Raw genomic sequence first — 17,226 nt, 5'->3', positions numbered from 1 at the left:
TAATTTAAGCCCTTCCTTTCGATTCGATTCGCGGTTCGATGACATACGTCACGCCCGCGACGACGACACCGACGACGAGTGCCAAGGCGACGCCCGCGACGAGCGAGAGTCGCGGTCCAACCCCGGAGAGGACTGCACCCTGCGCGAGGACGCCGACGAGGAACATCCCGACGACGCCCCACAAGAGCGCAGACTTGACGGTGGGGCTCACTCCTCGTCGACGACAGCCACTGCTTCGATTTCGACGCCGACGCCCTTGGGCAGGTTGGCGACTTCGACCGCCGAACGCGCCGGTGGGCTCTCGCCGAAGTACGTCGCGTACGTCTCGTTCATCTCGGCGAAGTCGTCGATGTCGCCGAGGAAGACGGTCGTCTTCAGCACGTCGTCGGCGCTCGCACCAGCCTCTTCGAGGATAGCCATCACGTTGTCGAGCGACTGGGTCGTCTGCGTGGCGATGTCTTCGTCGTCGAGCAGTTCACCGTCCGGTGTCAGTGGAATCTGCCCCGCCGTGAAGAGCAGCGAACCGTTCGTCGTTGCTTGGCTGTACGCGCCGACTGCTGCCGGTGCTTCGTCAGTCTCGATAATCCGCTTCATGTCCGGCAAGATTCGCCAATCGGTGATAAAATAGGCGGGAAGTGTTCAGTCGAGAACGGCGACTTCGTATCCCTCTGCTCGGAGTGCTGCGAGCAACTCGTCTACGTGGTCTGGCCCGCGCATCTCCAAGTCAATCTCGACTTCGGTCGCGTTCAGCGCAATCTTCCGTGAGGTTCGGTCGTGGCGAACTGCGTAGATGTTGGCCTTCTTGTCGGCGATGATTTGGATGAGGTTTTCGAGCGACCCCGGACGGTCCTTGAGTTCGGTTCGAATCTTCAGATAGCGCCCCGTCTCGACGAGGCCGCGCATGACGACGGTCGTGAGCGTGTTCATGTCGATGTTCCCGCCACACAGTGCGGGGACGATGGTCTCGTCTTCGTCGTAGTCGAACTTGTCGAAAATCAGGGCCGCGAGGGCGACAGCGCCCGCCCCCTCGACGAGCGTCTTCGAGCGTTCGAGAAGATAGGTGAGTGCGACGGCAATCTCCTCGTCGGAGACGGTCACGACCTCGTCGACGCGTTCCCGAATCACGTCGAACGTTCGGTCACCCATCCGACGGACGGCAATCCCGTCTGCAATCGTATCCACTTCGTCGAGTTCCTGAATCGACCCTTTGTTGAGTGAGTCGGCGACGCTGGAGGCGTGTTCGGCTTGGACGCCGATGACCCGCGCCTCGGGGTGGAGTGCTTTGACCGCAGTCGAGATACCGGAGATGAGTCCACCACCGCCGATAGGGACGATGACCGTCTCGAGTTCAGGGCAGTCCTCGACGATTTCGAGGCCAATCGTCCCTTGACCAGCCATCACGTACTCGTCGTCGAACGCGTGGACGTAGGTTCGATTCTCTTCGTCTTCGATTTCGTGGGCTTTGTTCTGGGCTTCGTCGTAGTCGGCCCCGTAGAGAATCACGTCGCCACCGTAACGTTCGGTGGCTTTGACTTTCGTAATCGGTGCGTGTTCGGGCATCACGATTTTCGAATCGACGCCTGCGCGGGTTGCCGCGAGCGCGACACCCTGTGCGTGGTTGCCCGCACTTGCGGTGACCACACCCGCCGCCTTCTCCTCCGCAGAGAGTGTCGCGATGCGGTTCATCGCTCCGCGAATCTTGAACGAACCGGTCCGTTGGAAATTTTCGAGTTTGAGGTGTACGTCGGCACCTGTCATGTCCGAATAGGTGTGCGAGTATTCGAGCGGTGTGCGTCGCGCAACCGTCTCGACGCGCTCGCGGGCGTCTTCGACGTCCGAAAGAGAGAGCATAATCTGGAGTCTACGTTACCACTGTTTAATCGTTCGGGAAAGATTTGCCGCGCCATCGGGTGAGTTTTCGGCGACGCGAAGCGATATCTCTCGCTCAGCGTGTTGGGATGGGGGAAATGGGGGAACGCACGCGTGTGACGTGCACCTTCCACTCTAACGCCCGTGTATATAAACATCCCCCACCCGGAGCGAAAGTGAAATCGCAAGACAGCAGCGAGGTCAATCTCGTGTCTGACAGGTGTCGTCCACGTGTCGTTCTCAGTATGAATAATTGACACTTCGGTCACCAACTGGTCTGTGACCCTCTTCCGGTTTCGGTACGGTCATCTGTCCATCCCTCAAGAATCGGGTATGGACCCTGGCCGCCTGCGCGCAGTTTGGCGGCGCATCTTCGCCCTCGCGTGGCCCGTGATGGCCGAGCAAACGTCACGGACGGCGATGCGAACGGTCGATGTGGCCGTCACTGCGGCGCTCTCTCCAGCCGCAGTCGTCGCTATTGGCCTCGCAGACCTCTACGCGCGCTTTCCGCTCCGCATCGGTCTCGGTCTCGGGAGCGGTGCAATCGCGCTCTCCAGTCAGGACACGGGGAGTGGTGCAGACACAAACCGGAGCGAAGCGATACAAACTGCACTCTTACTCGCGTTTCTCGCCGGACTTCCGTTCATCGCGTTCGGATTTCTCCTCGGCGACGTTGCAATTGGAGTGTTCCCAGCGAGCGAGCGTGCCGTCCAACTCGGCACGACGTATCTCGCGGTCGTCTTCGCTACTGCTCCCGCCCGCCTCCTCGCGCTCGTCGGGGCACGCTCACTCCAAGGAATTGGTGACACACGGACACCGATGGTCGTGAACCTGTTCGCCAACGTCCTCAACATCGGTCTCTCGGTCGGCCTCGGGTTCGGACTCTTTGGACTCCCGGCACTCGGCGTCTTCGGCGTCGGCCTCGCAACCTCGACGGCCAACGTCGTCTCCGCGAGTTTGCTTCTCTTTGCCCTCTTTCGGCCTTCCTCGGCGATTGGATTCGTCCGCCCGCGCGACCGAACTGTTGCGACGCAGTTGGTGGGTATCTCTGCTCCCCGCGTCGGCGAAGGTATCGCGGCAGAACTCGCGGAGTTCCCGTTCAACGCCCTCTTGCTCGGCTTCGGCGACGCCGTCAACGCTGGTTTCCAAATCGGTCGGCGCGTCTACCAGCAGGTCACCGGCCCACTGGCACGCGGTTACAGTGTCGCCGCCAGTATCCTCGTCGGCCAAGCGTTGGGCGAGGGTGACCGCGAACGCGCACGGTTCAACGGGGCCGCAGTTGCACTGCTCTCGGTCGTCACGGTCGGCGGAATCGGATTTCTCCTCGCGGCGTTCGCCGAACCCGCCGTGGGATTGCTCGGCACCGGCGGCAACGACGCGGACCTCGCGTGGGCCGTCGAGTTCGCTATCGCCTACGGACTCGCTGCGCCCGGTCTCGCACTCTTCGTCGGTCTCTCGGGGTCGTTACAGGGCGCGGGTGCGACACGCATTCCCTTCGTCGCCCGCATCACGGGCATGTTCGGCTTCTTCGTCGGCCTGTCGTACCTGCTGGTCGATGGCTTCGGGTTCGGTCCGCTCGGCCCGCAACTCGGCATCATCGCTGCCTTCTCGTGGATGGGGTTGTTTCTCCTCGTCGCGTTCAGGTACGTCGCGTGGGCCGACCACGCCGACACACTCATGCGCGAACGTGGCAGCGTCGGCGCTGACGCTACGGAAGACGATTAAAAAAGAAAAAACCCCCGTGCCGTGCCCTGTTCGTTCTACCGTTCGTCCAGCCCTGGGAACTCGAGGTCTTTGTCGCCCGTGTAGCGCGCGCGTGGGCGGATAAGGCGGTTGTCCTCGTACTGTTCGAGGACGTGTGCAATCCAGCCACCGACGCGTGAGACGGCGAAAATCGGAGTGTAAAGGTCGATTGGGATTCCCATCTGGTAGTACGTCGAAGCCGAGTAGAAGTCCACGTTCGGTGCGAGGCCCTTCTCTTCGCCGATGTACTCTTCGATGGCGACGGACATGTCGTACCACTTCATGTCGCCTGCGGCCTCACCGAGCGCCTCAGACTTCCCGCCGAGAATCTTCGCGCGCGGGTCTTTGACGTTGTAGACGCGGTGACCGAAGCCAGCAACTCGCTTGCCGTTTTCGAGTGCATCCTCGACCCACTCGGTGGGGTCCATGTCGCTGTCGTCGATTTCCTTCAGCATCTTCATGACGTTCGCGTTCGCGCCACCGTGGAGCGACCCTGCGAGCGTGCCAACTGCAGAGGTCACTGCACTGTAGAGGTCCGACAGCGTGGATGCCGTGACCGTCGCGGAGAACGTCGAAGCGTTCAGGCCGTGGTCGGCGTGGAGAACGAGTGCCATATCGAACGTCTCGGCCAGCACGTCGTTCGGCTCTTCGCCGTTGAGCATGTAGAGGAAGTTCGCCGCGTGGCCGAGGTCTTCTTTGGGTTCGACGTAGTCGTCGCCGCGGCGGAACCGTGCGTAGGCCGCGAGTACCGAGGGCGTCTTTGCCGTGATGCGCTTTGCCTTTTCGAGGTTGGTCTCGCGGTCGGTGACGTCCTCGAAGTCGGCGTCGTCGTCGTAGGCCGACATCGCAGAGACCAGCGTTCGGAGCGCCGCCATCGGCGCTTCGTCCTGTTCGGCGAGTTCGCGTGTCACCTCGAGAATGCCGTCACCGAGGTCACGGTGGGCGGCCAGCCCTTCGGAGAACGCTTCGAGTTTCTCACTATTCGGCAGTTCCCCGTGCCAGAGGAGATAGAGTACCTCTTCGTAACTTGCGTCACGCGCGAGGTCCTCGATAGCGTAGCCACGGTAGATGAGTTGGCCTGCGTCGCCGTCGATGAAACTAAGTTCAGACTCCGCAACCAGCACACCTTCCAGCCCCCGTTTTAATTCGCCTGACATACCCAGAACGTTGCTTACCATATCAAAAAAGCGTTATCGTTTTGTTGTATATGTTATCGACTGCCACACACTTCGTAGCGGTGTCAGGTCGCTCGATTTTCAGCACGTCACGTGCCAACGCGCAGTTCGTCGTTTGTCGAAAATTTAGCCGTGTTTAAATATGGGTTGCGTGTGCATGTCTCACCCTCACAGGTCATATCAGATGACGGCGTACAGAGTACGAACAACGTGCCACCGATATTCCTGACAAGTCTTTTAGCGTCGCGTCGTGAAACCGGGCGCATGAACCCCGAGGACGTCGAGTACGAACCCGTCAGCGTGAAGGCGGTACTCGCGGAGATGAAGGACACTGCCGAGTTGCTCATCGACCTCTCGTACTCGTCGGTCCTCCACGCCAACGAAGACCTCGCGTACGCCGTCCTCGCGCTCGAAGAGCGGATGGACATCCTCCAACTGCAAGCGCGCATGAGTCTGATGATGGCCGCGCGAAGCCCCGAAGACGCCGAAGAACTCGCCCCCGTCCTCGGCGTCGTCGGTGCCGCAGAGAAAATCGCCGACGCCGCGGGCGACATCGCGAAGGTCGTCATCGAGGACATTGGCCTCCCGGATGCGATTCGCGCGGCGCTCCCCGAGGCAGTCGAGACGACGATTCGCTGCGAACTCACCACGTCGTCGCCGTACTCGTCGCAGACGCTGGGCGAAATCAACATGGAGACCGAGACGGGCGTCCGTGTCGTCGCCATCTACCGGGGCGACGAGTGGGTGACGAACCCCAACCACGAGACGGTGCTTCGGGCCGACGACGTACTCCTACTCCGCGGCCGCGACGAAGGACTCCAGACCGTCTACGAGACGGCCACCGGGTCGCCCTACGACCAACCAGAAATCGAGGAACCGACCATCCGCGACCTCGAACGCGCGGTCGATTCTATCGTCCTCATGAAGGACATGAGCGAACTCGCGGTTGACCTCGCCTACGGGGCCGTCCTCTTCGACAGCGAGGGCGTCGCCGAGGAAGTCGAAGAACTCGAAGCCGAGGTGGACGCGCTCAAATCCCGCTTCGAAGCGTGGACACTCCGCGCGGCGAGTCGCGTCGAAGACCCCGTCCAACTCCGTGGTCTCGTCCACATCGCCAGTGCGACCGAGGTGATAAGCGACGCCGCACTGGAAATCGCCGAGGGCGTCCTCCACGGCATCGACGCACACCCCGTCGTCGCCGCCGCCGTCAAGGAATCGGACGAGGTCATCATTCGCCTCCGCGTCGCCGACGGCAGCGCCCTCGCAGACGCGACGCTCGGCGACCGGCGCGTCAAGTCCGAGACGGGCATGCGCGTCATCGCCGTCCGCCGACAGGGGCGCAAGGAGTGGGTCGTCTCGCCCGGGTCGAGGACGCGACTCAACGCCGGTGACGTTATTATCGCGAAGGGCACCCGCGCCGGTGCCGAGCGATTGGGCGAACTCGTCGGCGACGAGCGCGAGTTCGACGAGTAGTTAGACTTCTTTGCTCAGCCGATACGCCGAGACGATTGTCAACACGGCAGTGACCAAGAGTGCCGTCGCCGACGCGAGGACGAACGCGAGGATGAGGAACCAGCCTTCGGGGCCGAGCCCGGGGTACTGACGCGTGCCCGCGAAGGGTCCGAAGAGTTCGAGGACACGAACGAGGTAGGCGCTGACCGCGAGGACGACCCCGGCCACGAGGCCGATACCGGCGTTTCGCGGGACGTTGAGCGCCTGCACGAGTCCACTACTCGGCGGGCGCTCCGGAATGTCGTCTGTCACAATTTCCAGTTACGACCCACAAACTAAAGCGACACCGCTTTTCCGTACTGCGCTGACGGGACCGAATTTCTAAAGGGAGGTGGGTCCAACCTTGGCGGTATGACTACTGTGGGAACTGCGTCTGCGGCCCCCGGGGAGATGGCCGTTGGCCGCCTCGAAGTGGGAGAATCCCGAGACGGTGGGACGGTCGGCCTCCCTGTCGCGGTCATCAACGGCGCGAAATCCGGCAAGACGCTCTACATCCAAGCCGCCTCCGACGGTGACGAACTCAACGGCGTCGGCGTCATCCAGCGCCTCGTTCCGCAACTCGACCCAAGTGAGATTTCCGGGACGATTCTCATCGTCGGTATCGTCAACTACCACGCCTTCCAGGTCGCCCAACACCGCAATCCCATCGACGACCGAAAGATGAACCGAGCGTATCCCGGCGACGAGCGCGGTACCTCCTCTGAGCGCATCGCCGACGTGACGTTCAAAGTCGCACGCGGGGCCGACCTCATTCTGGACCTTCACCAGGGCTCGACGAGTCAGATGATAAACGAAGTTCGCGTCCGGTGTGGCCGTCACCACCGAATGCACGCCGAATGTCTCCGTCTCGCCAAGACGTTCGGCTGTGGCTACGTCCTCGACCAGAAAGGGCCGGACGGTCAACTCGCCCGTGCCGGACCCGACGCCGGAATCCCGACTATCGACCCCGAACTCGGCGGCTGTGTCGGGTGGGACGAAGAGAGCATCCAACTTGGTGTTCGCGGCGTCCACAACGTCCTCCGCGCCTACGGCTTTCTCGACGGCGACGTGAACCGCGACCCACAGACACGCGCCCGCGGATTCGACCAATACGGCTCGCCATCGGGCGGTCTCGTCCGATTCAAGCGCGCACTCGGTGACGAAGTGAGCGCGGGCGACGTCCTCTTCGAAATCACCGACGTGTTCGGCCAACTCAAAGCCCGCGTCACTGCCGACCACAGCGGCATCTTCTGGCGCGCCCGGCGACTCCCACAGGTCGCCTCCGGCGAGTACGTCTGCTCTGTCGGTATCGACATCGACAACTACTGACCATGTCAGCCGACACCTCGCTCCCGCCAACCCTTCGCCTCTCGTGTCCCACCTGCGGAACCACCTACGAGGCGTGGCGCTGGCGCTGTTCCTGTGATAGCCCGCTCGATTTCGAAACCTCGTTTCTCCCCGCCGTTTTCGACCCCACCGAGGCCAACATCGACCTCCGGCGCGGGTTGTGGGCGTTCGAAGACTTCCTCCCCACCGAACCGCACGCCACACTCGGCGAGGGAATGACACCGCTCGTCGATGCGCCCGAGTGGGACGCCGCGTTCAAACTGGAGTATGTCTTCCCCACCGGGTCGTTCAAAGACCGCGGCGCGACGACGACGCTTTCGCTCGCCCGCGAGTTGGGTGTCGAGCGCGTCGTCGAAGATTCTTCAGGCAACGCTGGTGCGGCGATTGCGACCTACGCCGCACGCGCCGGAATCGACGCCGAAATCTACGTCCCGCGTTCGGCGAAACGGTCGAAACTGAAAGCTATCGAGCGCGCCGGAGCGACGCCAGTTCGCGTCGAAGGCTCTCGCCAAGCCGTCACCGACGCCTGCGTCGAAGCCGTCACCGACGGCGACGCGTGGTACGCGAGCCACGCGTGGAACCCTGCGTTCTTCGCGGGAACCGCCACGTTCGCCTACGAACTCGCCGCCCAGCGCGACTGGGAGGTTCCCGATGCAATCGTCACGCCGCTCGGCCACGGGACGCTCTTTCTCGGTGCGTATCGCGGGTTCAACGCGCTCTACGAAGCGGGCTGGATAGACGACGTTCCACGCCTCTACGGCGCACAGGCCGCAGGCTACGCCCCGATTGCGGACAAGCTTCATCGCTCCACCGGCGAGACGAACGACGTTGCGGACGGGATTCAAATCCAAAACCCGGTTCGTGAGTCCGAAATCATGGCCGCCCTCGACGAAACCGGCGGCGACGCAATCGCGCTCTCTGAGGCCGCCGTCGAAGACGAACTCGACCGCCTGCACAGACACGGCTTCTACACCGAACCGACGTGTGCAGTCGCACCCGCTGCCCTCCACCAGTTGCGGGCGACAGGCGAAATCGAACGCGACGACGACGTGGTCGTTCCACTCACGGGAAGCGGGTTGAAGAGTTAATCAAAATCGAATTATTACGCCCGCGGTCGCGGGGTGTCGGTTCCACGCTCGGCCGCCATCGCACCCTTGTAGGTGTTGATGCCGAGGGCTCTGTTGAGCGGGCACTTCTGTGTGACTGCAGTCACGGTGAGGACTGCGCCGACGAGGAGTGCCACGACGGCGATGGTGGCCTGGAGCGTGGCGGTTGCGATTACCAGCAGACCGCCGAACATCGCTAGGGCGACGAGAATCAGCACTGGGCCGAGTACCGCCCGCGCGATGCGGTCGTATCCACCAACGTTCTTCTCCATGGGTGTTTCACCAGTTCTAGATAGAGCGTGTGAGAAATAGCATTCGTCGCCGGTTCTCGGAGGAGTAGAACCGTGACACTCTATGGGGCTGTCACTTACAGTGCTACCGCGCGCCCCAGTCGATCCACTCTTGTTCCCACCCCGTCCCTGCGTGCCAGCCTCGGCCTTCGTATTCGGGGTCTTCGCGCTTGGTTCGGTTGCGGACGATGCTCCCGGTCTGTTCGCCATCGACGAGCAACGGTTTAAACGAGATTGGGCCGAAGTCCTCGGCCACAGCACCGTCTTCGAACGCGATGAGTGTCTGGTCGCCGATGCCAATCGGCATGACGAGTCGGCCATCGTCTGCGAGTTGGCCGAGCAACTGTCGGGGCGGGCGAACCGCCGAAGCCTCGACCAGAATGCGGTCGAACGGGGCGTACTCGGGCAATCCATCTACTCCATCGCGGCAATCGACCAGCACGCCGCCGTAGCCCGCGCTCTGGAGGTTCGAGCGGGCCGCGTAGACGAGCTTTCGGGTAATATCGACGGCGTGGACGTTGGCGTCGCCGACGATTTCGGCGATGAGGGCGGCGGTGTAGCCCACGCCAGCCCCGACGACGAGAATAGTGTCGTCGGGGTCGGGAGAGAGCGCAGAGACCAACCTCGTGGCGGTACTCGGTGAGAGAATCGTCGTCCGCGTGTCCCGATGCTCACCCGTTCGGTTCTCGTAGGGTGCATCGGCGACGAACTCGTGGCGCGGGACAGTACGGAGGGCGAGGCCGACGGCCTCGTCGAGCGGGCCGAGCGATAGCTCTAACCCATCGACCATGTCCTCGCGCAACACGTCGAAGTCCATGTTCGTCCTCGGCGTCCGTCGTTAATGAACCGCACGCTCGCACACGATTGCTTGCGCGTCGGTCCCCGGAATATCGCGAATCGTCGGGCGCTCGAACCCGGCGTCGGAAACCCACTTTCTGACCTGTTCTTCGTCGTAGCACTCCCCACGGCCATATGCGAGCGCATCGACCGCGCGCTGGGTCGTCGTCGCCACCGAACACCGGTTCGACAGCGCGTCGATGAACACCGCTGTTCCGCCGGGTGCGAGCGCATCGTAGACGGCTTCGACGACTCGCTTGGCAGAGTCTGGGTCGTGGCCCACGAACGCGTCGTCGGCGAACACGAGGTCGAACTCGGAAACTGGGGGATTCGTCACGTCGCCCGCAACGAGGTCGATTCCGGCACGAGAGAGCAGTGGTCGAACGATTTCGACCATCTCACCGTCGTCGAGGAAGGTCACGTCGTAGCCGCGAGCGCGGAACTCGCGGGCGAACACGCCGGATTTCCCGCCAAAATCGAGGACGCGCTCGGCACGTGGATTCGCACGGACGGCGGACGTCACGCACGCTCGAACGACCGCTTCGTCGGTTGCGTCGTGCGCGCCGAGTCGGTTTCGTGCCCAGTCGTCTGGGAAGGGCGGCGCGTCTCCAGTCGCCATCGTCTCCGGAAGCGCGGCGTAGAGCGAAAACCGGTCGAGTGCGTTGGGCAGGCGGCCAATCGAGCGCACGTCGCGCTTGGCGAGAAAGCCCAATGCGCGATTCGTAATCTCGAACTCGTCGCCGACGCGCTTGATGAAGCCCATCGATTCGAGTGCATCGACAGTGAGACGCGCCGCTCGGGGGTCGATTCCTGCTTCGTCTGCGACTTGCTCAGCGGTGCCTGCGTTCGTCGTCAGCGCGTCGATGACGCCGCTCTCGCGGGCGGCCCACAAGAGTGCGAGCGATTCGATAGAAAACCGTGAGCGGTCGCGGGTCGGCATGCCTGTCCGGATGCAGGCCAGCACAAAAACACGTTCTGATGGTCGTTCGAAAGAGACCCGGTCTGCTTACCAGGCGGACCACGCCGACGAGGATTCGTCGCGGGTGTAGACGCGTTTTGCGTCCTTCGCGTAGACCATATCGCCGGGGTGGTCGAGTTTTCCGTGGCGGTACTCGGGCGCGTCGGCGCGGACGACGAGGCCCTCGACTTTGACCTCTTCGTCGCCGAACTGTTCGGACTCGCCGACGACGAACTCGTAGTCGCCGGGGACGTTGACGGTGATACTGCGGGTCTCTTCGTTGTAGCCGTCACCTTCCTTCGGGTGGATTGTGACGTTGACTTTCACGTTGTCCACGACGCGAGTCCAGACGGTTTTGATATCCTTCACCAGCGCCTCTTCGACGCGCTGTTCGGGGCCGACTTGGATGCCCGTGATGCGGACGAGTTGAATCGCTTCGGGGGTATCGACGATGAACTCGTCGCCCATCTCGATGGTCGCCTCTTTCGGTGCCGAGACGGTCGTGGAGACGGACGAGCCGTCCTGCGAGACGACGACGTCCATGTCGATTTCGTCCGGGACTTCGATTTTCTCTTTGTGGACGTGACCGCACTCGGTGCAGCGGACGGTCGAGTGACCGCCGGGCTTGAGCACCTCGTGGACGGTGGGGTCGGAGGGTGAACACGTCGGACAAGAGAGTGGGACGCGTTCACCGGCGTCGGGTAGGCTCATACGGTCGGATATCCGTTCAGGGCGTAAAAACCCGCCTTTCTCCTCGTGCGCGTGGGAATCGGTGCCGCGGCGTCCGAGCCATTTTTATGTCGAACAGCTAACGTCTCACCATGCCTTCCCCGACCCGTCGCCGATTTCTCGCCACGCTCGGCGCGTCCGCGCTGGTGACGACGGTGGGGTGCCTCTCGGGAATCCAAGACCGCCCAACCTACGACGGAATGTGGTCGCGCTACGGGGGCGATGACGCCCGAACGGGTGCAACACCCGGAAGGGGGGTGGAAGGAGACCTTTATCCCGCGTGGCGAACCGAGGTGTTCGATGGCTTTCCGACGAGTTCGCCCGTCGTCTCCGATGGCGTCGTCTACTACTTGCACACGCGGGGTGGCTACGATACCGAACACGAGTCGGTCGTCTCGGCGTACGATGCGAAGACGGGCGAGGAACAGTGGCGAACCACTGTTTCTGTCGCCGACAGAGAAGAAAATCGGTTCCATCATGACTCGGTCGTAGTCGAGAAGGACCGACTCTACGCCCGGACGTTCGAAGGGCTACACGCGCTGGATACTAACGGGAACCTTCTGTGGACCGAACCGATTCCGACGACCGACCAACCGTGGCCAGTTATCGCGCCACCCATCGTCTCCGATGAACTGGCGATTACTGCAACTTACGGGGACCGAGAACCACCCGTACAGGTCGTCGCGCTCGATTCCGAGACCGGCGACCCGGTGTGGGAGGCGGGGTTCTCGACACGACGGTTTCCGTGGACATTGTCCGCGTTCGGTGACACCGTGTACGTTCCCTTCTTCGGCGGCGATTCGGGTCTCGTCGGACTCGACATCGCAACCGGCGAGCGACTGTGGGAGCGGTCGATGCCGATTGCCGGACCCGTGACGGTGACCAACCAGACGATTCTGACCACGGTGAGCGAGAACGTGGCTGGGAGCGACAGCGACCAGCGATACGTGGTCGCTCTCGACCGTCGAAGCAGAGAGGTTCGTTGGAAACACGCCGCGAGAAAGTGGTCCACCGCTGGCGTCGCAACCACGGCAGGGCTCGTCTACTACTGTGACGACAATCGCCTGCTCGCTCGCCGACTCGACACCGGGGAACTGGAGTGGTCGTTCGGGCCGGACCCGCTGGTGATGTTCGATTGGACGCCCGCTATCATCGGTGCGACAATTTACGTCGTCGTCGAACACACCGACGAGGAGCGAACGCCGAACTACCTCTACGCGCTCGACACCTCGACCGGCGAAGTTCGCGGGGTCGGCAAACTTTCTGTCTCGGCATCGCCATCGGGTCTCGCACTGGTCGATGGCGCACTCTACGTCGCACTCGGAAATGGCGAACTCCGGTGCTACGAGTCGTGTGCGACAGCAATCGCCGGGGAGTGTCTCCTCGGCTGAAAAGAGAGACTAGGGCTGCGGAAGTTCGACTTCTTCGCCGTCAGCGTACACCGTCGGCTTGCGGATGATGCCATCGAGGTGGAGCGGTGCGTCGGTGTCGCCGCCGATGCCCGCGTCGTCGCCGATAGCGATGTGGACCGTCCCAGCGGCCTTCTCATCGAGGAGGACGGAGCCGACGAGGTCGGTCACGCCGACGTTGGTTCCAATACCGATTTCGGCGAGGTTGTAGGCGTCTTGGCCGACCTCCTCGGCGGCGGTTTCGACCTGTTCGCGGATATCGTCGTCGGAGATGCGGGTGACAAAACCGTCCTCGACTTCGAAGCGGAGTTCTTGGTCGTCGTCGAGCAGGCCGTGCGGCATCATGGTCCCGTCAACGACGTAGGTGCCCGTGGCAGATACGGGGCTGAGGAAGATTTCGCCCGCTGGGAGATTGGAGAAGGAGCCTTCGTTGGCGATGTAGCCCGTGTCGGCGAGCCATTCGCGGTCACCGCGGACGAAGGTGATGTCCGTTCCTTTCTCGGTCGTCACCCGAACTTCGTCGGCCTCGCCGACTGCTTCGAGCATCTCTTTGCTGTGTCGGTAAATCTCGTCGTAGTCGGCGTCGAGACCGGTCACGAACACTTCTTCGGTGATTCCGGGAAGGGTTGCACCGCGAGCGCCCGCATCGCAGGCGGCCCCGCGTGCGCGAGTGTGACTCAGGCTCTTCGTCGTCGGCGCGAGGAAGGCGTCGGCGTTTGCCATCGCGGCGGCAACCGGTGCTGGTGGCTCTTCGCCGTGTTGGTTGCCCGGTGGGTAGCGAATGATGGAGACGTCGTCGGTCACCTCGGCGGCGACTTCGTAGAGTGCTTCGCCAATCGTTTCTCGTTTGTCGTCGGTGACGACGACGAGCGACTCGTCGGCTTGGAGGTCGAGACACTGGTGAATCGCCGTCTCGCTGGCGGCCCGGAGGTCCGCATCGGAGTAGGTCATGAATGTGCATGGTGTGTCTGGTCGGTTAGGCATTCCCATCTGTGACCAAACGCCGCCGTAATGCAACGATGGCCCTCGATTTCCCCCGTTTGACCCAACTTCACTCGCCTCAGAGATAATCGAGCGAGTCACTCGGTTGAGAGTTAATTTCTGGCTTCTAACCATCGAAATAACTATGTTCGGTGAAAGAGGTCATGTATGCATGATACGAGTGGGAGTCAACGGCTACGGTACAATCGGAAAGCGCGTTGCCGATGCCGTAGAGGCGCAACCCGATATGGAAATCATCGGCGTCGCCAAGACACAGCCCAACTTCGAAGCACACACCGCGGTCGAACGTGGCTATTCGATGTACGCCGCGATTCCCGAACGAGCGCCCCTGTTTTCTGAAGCGGGTATCGAACTCGCTGGCGAAGTAGACGAACTCGTCGCCGAAGCCGACGTAATCGTCGACTGTACGCCCTCCGGAATCGGCGCACGCAACCGCGAACTCTACGAAACCCACCACACGCCCGCAATCTTCCAAGGCGGCGAAAGCTCGGACGTCGCCGAGGTGAGCTTCAACGCTCGCGCCAACTATGACTCGGCCCGCGACGCCGACTACGTCCGCGTCGTCTCGTGTAACACGACCGGTCTCTCGCGCATCATCGCTCCCCTGAAAGAAGAGTACGGCGTCGAGAAAGTCCGTGCGACACTGGTTCGCCGCGGTGGCGACCCCGGACAGAACTCTCGGGGGCCAATCAACGACATTCTTCCCGACCCAATCTCGGTTCCTTCGCACCACGGCCCCGACGTGAAGACCATCTTCCCCGACCTCGAAATCGACACGCTTGGACTGAAAGTCCCGGCGACGCTGATGCACGTTCACGCCCTCAACGTCACCCTCGGTGACGACGTGACGGGCGCACACGTCCGCCAACTGCTCGAAGGCGAGAACCGCGTGTACGTCATTCCGGAGGGCCTCGGCATCGACGGTGCTGGCAAACTCAAGGACTTCGCACTCGACGCGAACCGCCCGCGCGGCGACATGTGGGAGAACTGTGTCTGGGGCGAGTCCATCGGCGTCTCCGGTCGTGACCTCTATCTCTTCCAGGCAATCCACCAGGAATCCGACGTGATTCCGGAGAACGTGGACGCGATTCGCGCCATGTTCGAACTCGAAGACCAGAAGACGAGTATGGAACTCACAGACCGGCGTCTCGGCATCGGCATCTCCGGCGACCCTTCTGGGTTCTCTGAACAGGCGCGCGCAGAGTTCGCCGACGACTAGTCGGTCCGTCTGTTCACCCGCAGTTTCGCGCTCTTTTCTGTCCGTCGCTCAAATCGTCTCGAACGCGACGTTCTCTGTTGCGAGGTCGATTACGGCGACGTGGAACGCTTCGTCTGCCCCCGGAATCGGGAGGCCACCGGGATTGACGTGCGTCGTCGCCCCGTAGTAGTCGAGCGACCGCTCGTGGGTGTGGCCGCGAAGCACGTACTCGTAGGCGTCGGATTCGAGAAGCGTCTCGACGAGGCCAGGTTCGGTCCCGTGATACACCGCGATGTCCTTGCCGTCGATGGTCAGGTGGGCGAAATCGTCGTGATAGGTGCCAAAGGAGTTTACAATCTCGCGGAGTTTCCACTCGCCGTCGTTGTTGCCGCGGACGGCGTGAAATTCGAATTCGGCGTCGAACGGCGTGGCCGAGAACGGGGCGACGATATCACCGCAGTGGACGACGACATCGACGTTCTCCCGTTCGAAGTGTTCGACTGCGGCGTGGACGTACTCGAGGTTATCGTGCGTATCGGAGACGACACCGAGTTTCATACCCCACCATTTGCTCGCCACGGACATCAAATTTCATAGACATCTATTTCACGGAGTGCCACACGTCGTGTAGATATACCACAGAGTATGGTGGCCGTGACACTCGAACTGACTGGAATCTTTGTCGCCTTCGTCGGTGCTGTCGTGTTGCTCTCTGGGCGAGTCGAAAAGCCACATCCGGAGAGTAATTGGCTCGGCGTCGTGGCGCTGGCACTGTGCTACTCGGTAGTCGCGCTCGCCGTCGTTCGAGTGGTGAGAATACTACTCTTGTCTGCGAAATAGCTGAAGAAACGCGCGTGTTTAGTCTTGTTTCAGCACTTCGACGCCCGCGAGCGGTGCGCCGGTGAGTGCGCGGATGTACGCACCGCCAGCGATAGAGACGTGGCCGAAGTCGTCTTCGTCCATGCCGTACATCTCGATTGCGCGCGAGGTGTCGCCGCCACCGACGACGGAGAAACAATCGGTCTCGGAGATTGCTTCGAGGACGCCCACCGTGCCGACGGCGAAGCGTTCGTCTTCGAACAGACCGAGTGCGCCTTTGACGAAGACTGCCTCAGAGTCGCGGATGATGGGGTCGTACTCGTCGACGGTCATCGAACCAACGTCGAGGTACGGGCGGTCTTTCTCGGTGATGTTTGCGACGGCGATTTCACCGCGGTCCTCGGTTTCGTCCTCGTAAGCGAGGTCCACGGCGAGTTTGATTTGGTCGCCACGTTCGTCGAGGAGGGACTCGATAGTTTCTCGATTCGCCTCCCACTGGTCGTCGAAGAAGTCCATCCCTTCGAGGTCGAATCCGACTTCGTTGCCCGCGGCGCGCAAGAACAGTTCGCCCGCGATGCCACCGAGCAAGAACTGGTCTACCTTGTCGCCGAGGTTGTTCATCACGTCGATGACGTCGGTCGCTTTCGTCCCGCCGACGACCATCGTCACCTGCCCGTCGAACTCGCGTGTCGCAATCGAGGAGTTAGCCTGATATTCGGATTCCATCACGCGACCCGCATACGCGGGAAGTTCGAGTGCGAATCCGACGAGTGAGGCGTGCGAGCGGTGGGCCGCGGAGTAGGCGTCGTTGATGTAGGCGTCGAAGTGGGGTGCGAGCGTCTGGACGAACTCGGTTTCAGCTTTGACTTCGGGGTCTTCCTCGGGGAGTTCGTCGTCGCACATGCGGACGTTTTCGAGCAGGAGAACCTCGCCCGCGTCGAGCGACTCGATGGCCTCGATGGCCTCGTCGCCATAGGTGTCGGCGACGAATTTCACATCCTTCCCGATGTGTCCCGACAGGATGTCGGCGTGCTGTTCGAGCGAGACGAAGTCGTCGTCGCCGGGTCTGCCTTGGTGGGCCATGAGGACGACACGGTGGCCGCCGTCGGCGAGTTCTGCGACCGTCTCGGCGTGTCGGTCGAACCGTCGGTTGTCCTGTACTTCACCGTCTTCGACGGGTGAGTTGAGGTCGAGACGAACGAGTACGCGTTGCTCCGGGTCGAGGTCGTCGAGCGTGTTGAACATAGTTGGGA

Annotated in this window: 19 protein-coding genes; 7 read left to right on the top strand and 12 right to left on the bottom strand. The window is 62.2% G+C overall.

Annotated elements, in window-relative coordinates; genetic code table 11:
* Window positions 1–4 precede the first annotated feature (4 nt).
* The 3 genes from ACK509_RS06670 to ilvA are packed head-to-tail and all read right to left on the bottom strand — an operon-like array spanning window position 5 to window position 1,851.
* Complete coding sequence (locus ACK509_RS06670; protein WP_410765706.1) at window positions 5–211, bottom strand: hypothetical protein; 207 nt, start codon at window positions 209–211, stop codon at window positions 5–7.
* Window positions 208–594 (bottom strand): RidA family protein, encoded by a 387-nt coding sequence (locus ACK509_RS06665; protein ID WP_410765705.1) that lies wholly within the window; start codon window positions 592–594, stop codon window positions 208–210. Before ACK509_RS06665 ends, ACK509_RS06670 begins: the two co-directional genes overlap by 4 nt.
* Window positions 595–639: 45 nt before the next feature.
* Window positions 640–1,851: a threonine ammonia-lyase gene (ilvA, locus tag ACK509_RS06660; RefSeq protein ID WP_410765704.1), complete on the bottom strand. Its 1,212-nt coding sequence runs from the start codon at window positions 1,849–1,851 to the stop codon at window positions 640–642.
* 351 nt (window positions 1,852–2,202) lie between these two features.
* Here ilvA and ACK509_RS06655 point away from each other — a divergent pair, with 351 nt between their 5' ends.
* Entirely contained in the window at window positions 2,203–3,594 is a 1,392-nt protein-coding gene (locus ACK509_RS06655) for an MATE family efflux transporter (protein ID WP_410765703.1), read from the top strand.
* Window positions 3,595–3,629: 35 nt separating this feature from the next.
* On the opposite strand, the gene citZ is transcribed toward ACK509_RS06655, so the two are convergent.
* Window positions 3,630–4,769 carry a citrate synthase gene (gene citZ, locus ACK509_RS06650; RefSeq protein WP_410765702.1) on the bottom strand — a complete coding sequence of 380 codons (1,140 nt, stop codon included), beginning with the start codon at window positions 4,767–4,769 and terminating at the stop codon, window positions 3,630–3,632.
* A gap of 282 nt (window positions 4,770–5,051) precedes the next feature.
* Here citZ and ACK509_RS06645 point away from each other — a divergent pair, with 282 nt between their 5' ends.
* On the top strand, window positions 5,052–6,260 hold the full coding sequence (locus ACK509_RS06645) for a potassium channel family protein (protein ID WP_410765701.1): 1,209 nt from the start codon (window positions 5,052–5,054) through the stop codon (window positions 6,258–6,260).
* Here the strand turns inward: ACK509_RS06645 and ACK509_RS06640 are convergent, their stop codons facing one another.
* A complete protein-coding gene (locus ACK509_RS06640) occupies window positions 6,261–6,551 on the bottom strand; it encodes a hypothetical protein (RefSeq protein ID WP_410765700.1) in 291 nt (96 codons plus the stop codon). It lies immediately after the preceding gene.
* 99 nt (window positions 6,552–6,650) lie between these two features.
* On the opposite strand from ACK509_RS06640, the gene ACK509_RS06635 reads away from it, so the two are divergent.
* Together ACK509_RS06635 and ACK509_RS06630 are read left to right on the top strand one after the other, a co-directional pair.
* Entirely contained in the window at window positions 6,651–7,607 is a 957-nt protein-coding gene (locus ACK509_RS06635; protein ID WP_410765699.1) for a succinylglutamate desuccinylase/aspartoacylase family protein, read from the top strand.
* 2 nt (window positions 7,608–7,609) lie between these two features.
* Window positions 7,610–8,713 carry a threonine synthase gene (locus ACK509_RS06630; protein WP_410765698.1) on the top strand — a complete coding sequence of 368 codons (1,104 nt, stop codon included), beginning with the start codon at window positions 7,610–7,612 and terminating at the stop codon, window positions 8,711–8,713.
* 14 nt (window positions 8,714–8,727) lie between these two features.
* Here ACK509_RS06630 and ACK509_RS06625 read toward each other — a convergent pair whose 3' ends face one another.
* From ACK509_RS06625 to ACK509_RS06610, 4 genes are all read right to left on the bottom strand, one after another.
* Window positions 8,728–9,003, bottom strand: coding sequence for a DUF2892 domain-containing protein (locus ACK509_RS06625; RefSeq protein WP_410765697.1), 276 nt, complete (start codon window positions 9,001–9,003; stop codon window positions 8,728–8,730).
* A 103-nt stretch (window positions 9,004–9,106) separates the two neighbouring features.
* Window positions 9,107–9,838 (bottom strand): protein-L-isoaspartate O-methyltransferase family protein, encoded by a 732-nt coding sequence (locus ACK509_RS06620; RefSeq protein WP_410765696.1) that lies wholly within the window; start codon window positions 9,836–9,838, stop codon window positions 9,107–9,109.
* 21 nt (window positions 9,839–9,859) lie between these two features.
* Window positions 9,860–10,798 carry a class I SAM-dependent methyltransferase gene (locus ACK509_RS06615; RefSeq protein WP_410765695.1) on the bottom strand — a complete coding sequence of 313 codons (939 nt, stop codon included), beginning with the start codon at window positions 10,796–10,798 and terminating at the stop codon, window positions 9,860–9,862.
* 66 nt (window positions 10,799–10,864) lie between these two features.
* Window positions 10,865–11,527 carry an HVO_0476 family zinc finger protein gene (locus ACK509_RS06610; protein ID WP_410765694.1) on the bottom strand — a complete coding sequence of 221 codons (663 nt, stop codon included), beginning with the start codon at window positions 11,525–11,527 and terminating at the stop codon, window positions 10,865–10,867.
* A 110-nt stretch (window positions 11,528–11,637) separates the two neighbouring features.
* On the opposite strand from ACK509_RS06610, the gene ACK509_RS06605 reads away from it, so the two are divergent.
* Window positions 11,638–12,936 (top strand): PQQ-binding-like beta-propeller repeat protein, encoded by a 1,299-nt coding sequence (locus ACK509_RS06605; RefSeq protein WP_410765693.1) that lies wholly within the window; start codon window positions 11,638–11,640, stop codon window positions 12,934–12,936.
* Window positions 12,937–12,945: 9 nt separating this feature from the next.
* Here the strand turns inward: ACK509_RS06605 and ACK509_RS06600 are convergent, their stop codons facing one another.
* Window positions 12,946–13,905 carry an aminopeptidase gene (locus ACK509_RS06600; protein WP_410765692.1) on the bottom strand — a complete coding sequence of 320 codons (960 nt, stop codon included), beginning with the start codon at window positions 13,903–13,905 and terminating at the stop codon, window positions 12,946–12,948.
* Between the two features lie 202 nt (window positions 13,906–14,107).
* Between ACK509_RS06600 and ACK509_RS06595 the strand changes: the two genes are divergently transcribed.
* The gene (locus ACK509_RS06595; protein ID WP_410765691.1) at window positions 14,108–15,175 is read left to right on the top strand and encodes a type II glyceraldehyde-3-phosphate dehydrogenase; all 1,068 of its coding nucleotides are present in this window, start codon (window positions 14,108–14,110) and stop codon (window positions 15,173–15,175) included.
* A 48-nt stretch (window positions 15,176–15,223) separates the two neighbouring features.
* On the opposite strand, the gene ACK509_RS06590 is transcribed toward ACK509_RS06595, so the two are convergent.
* Window positions 15,224–15,712, bottom strand: a complete 489-nt coding sequence (locus tag ACK509_RS06590; protein WP_410765690.1) for a metallophosphoesterase — start codon at window positions 15,710–15,712, stop codon at window positions 15,224–15,226.
* A gap of 87 nt (window positions 15,713–15,799) precedes the next feature.
* Here ACK509_RS06590 and ACK509_RS06585 point away from each other — a divergent pair, with 87 nt between their 5' ends.
* On the top strand, window positions 15,800–15,994 hold the full coding sequence (locus tag ACK509_RS06585) for a hypothetical protein (RefSeq protein WP_410765689.1): 195 nt from the start codon (window positions 15,800–15,802) through the stop codon (window positions 15,992–15,994).
* A gap of 18 nt (window positions 15,995–16,012) precedes the next feature.
* On the opposite strand, the gene ACK509_RS06580 is transcribed toward ACK509_RS06585, so the two are convergent.
* Window positions 16,013–17,218, bottom strand: a complete 1,206-nt coding sequence (locus tag ACK509_RS06580; protein WP_410765688.1) for a phosphoglycerate kinase — start codon at window positions 17,216–17,218, stop codon at window positions 16,013–16,015.
* Between the last annotated feature and the right edge of the window lie 8 nt (window positions 17,219–17,226).

Source organism: Haloferax sp. DFSO60, from assembly GCF_046557615.1.
Taxonomy (GTDB): domain Archaea; phylum Halobacteriota; class Halobacteria; order Halobacteriales; family Haloferacaceae; genus Haloferax.
The sequence above is the reverse complement of the archived record's forward strand: the minus strand, read 5'-3'. Positions and strand labels throughout refer to the sequence as shown.

Coding starts and splice junctions, on each gene's coding strand:
- ACK509_RS06665 (WP_410765705.1), bottom strand. CDS start 594: ATGAAGCGGATTATCGAGACTGACGAAGCACCGGCAGCAGTCGGCGCG.
- ilvA (WP_410765704.1), bottom strand. CDS start 1,851: ATGCTCTCTCTTTCGGACGTCGAAGACGCCCGCGAGCGCGTCGAGACG.
- ACK509_RS06655 (WP_410765703.1), top strand. CDS start 2,203: ATGGACCCTGGCCGCCTGCGCGCAGTTTGGCGGCGCATCTTCGCCCTC.
- citZ (WP_410765702.1), bottom strand. CDS start 4,769: ATGTCAGGCGAATTAAAACGGGGGCTGGAAGGTGTGCTGGTTGCGGAG.
- ACK509_RS06645 (WP_410765701.1), top strand. CDS start 5,052: ATGAACCCCGAGGACGTCGAGTACGAACCCGTCAGCGTGAAGGCGGTA.
- ACK509_RS06635 (WP_410765699.1), top strand. CDS start 6,651: ATGACTACTGTGGGAACTGCGTCTGCGGCCCCCGGGGAGATGGCCGTT.
- ACK509_RS06630 (WP_410765698.1), top strand. CDS start 7,610: ATGTCAGCCGACACCTCGCTCCCGCCAACCCTTCGCCTCTCGTGTCCC.
- ACK509_RS06625 (WP_410765697.1), bottom strand. CDS start 9,003: ATGGAGAAGAACGTTGGTGGATACGACCGCATCGCGCGGGCGGTACTC.
- ACK509_RS06620 (WP_410765696.1), bottom strand. CDS start 9,838: ATGGACTTCGACGTGTTGCGCGAGGACATGGTCGATGGGTTAGAGCTA.
- ACK509_RS06615 (WP_410765695.1), bottom strand. CDS start 10,798: ATGCCGACCCGCGACCGCTCACGGTTTTCTATCGAATCGCTCGCACTC.
- ACK509_RS06610 (WP_410765694.1), bottom strand. CDS start 11,527: ATGAGCCTACCCGACGCCGGTGAACGCGTCCCACTCTCTTGTCCGACG.
- ACK509_RS06605 (WP_410765693.1), top strand. CDS start 11,638: ATGCCTTCCCCGACCCGTCGCCGATTTCTCGCCACGCTCGGCGCGTCC.
- ACK509_RS06600 (WP_410765692.1), bottom strand. CDS start 13,905: ATGACCTACTCCGATGCGGACCTCCGGGCCGCCAGCGAGACGGCGATT.
- ACK509_RS06595 (WP_410765691.1), top strand. CDS start 14,108: ATGATACGAGTGGGAGTCAACGGCTACGGTACAATCGGAAAGCGCGTT.
- ACK509_RS06590 (WP_410765690.1), bottom strand. CDS start 15,712: ATGAAACTCGGTGTCGTCTCCGATACGCACGATAACCTCGAGTACGTC.
- ACK509_RS06585 (WP_410765689.1), top strand. CDS start 15,800: ATGGTGGCCGTGACACTCGAACTGACTGGAATCTTTGTCGCCTTCGTC.
- ACK509_RS06580 (WP_410765688.1), bottom strand. CDS start 17,218: ATGTTCAACACGCTCGACGACCTCGACCCGGAGCAACGCGTACTCGTT.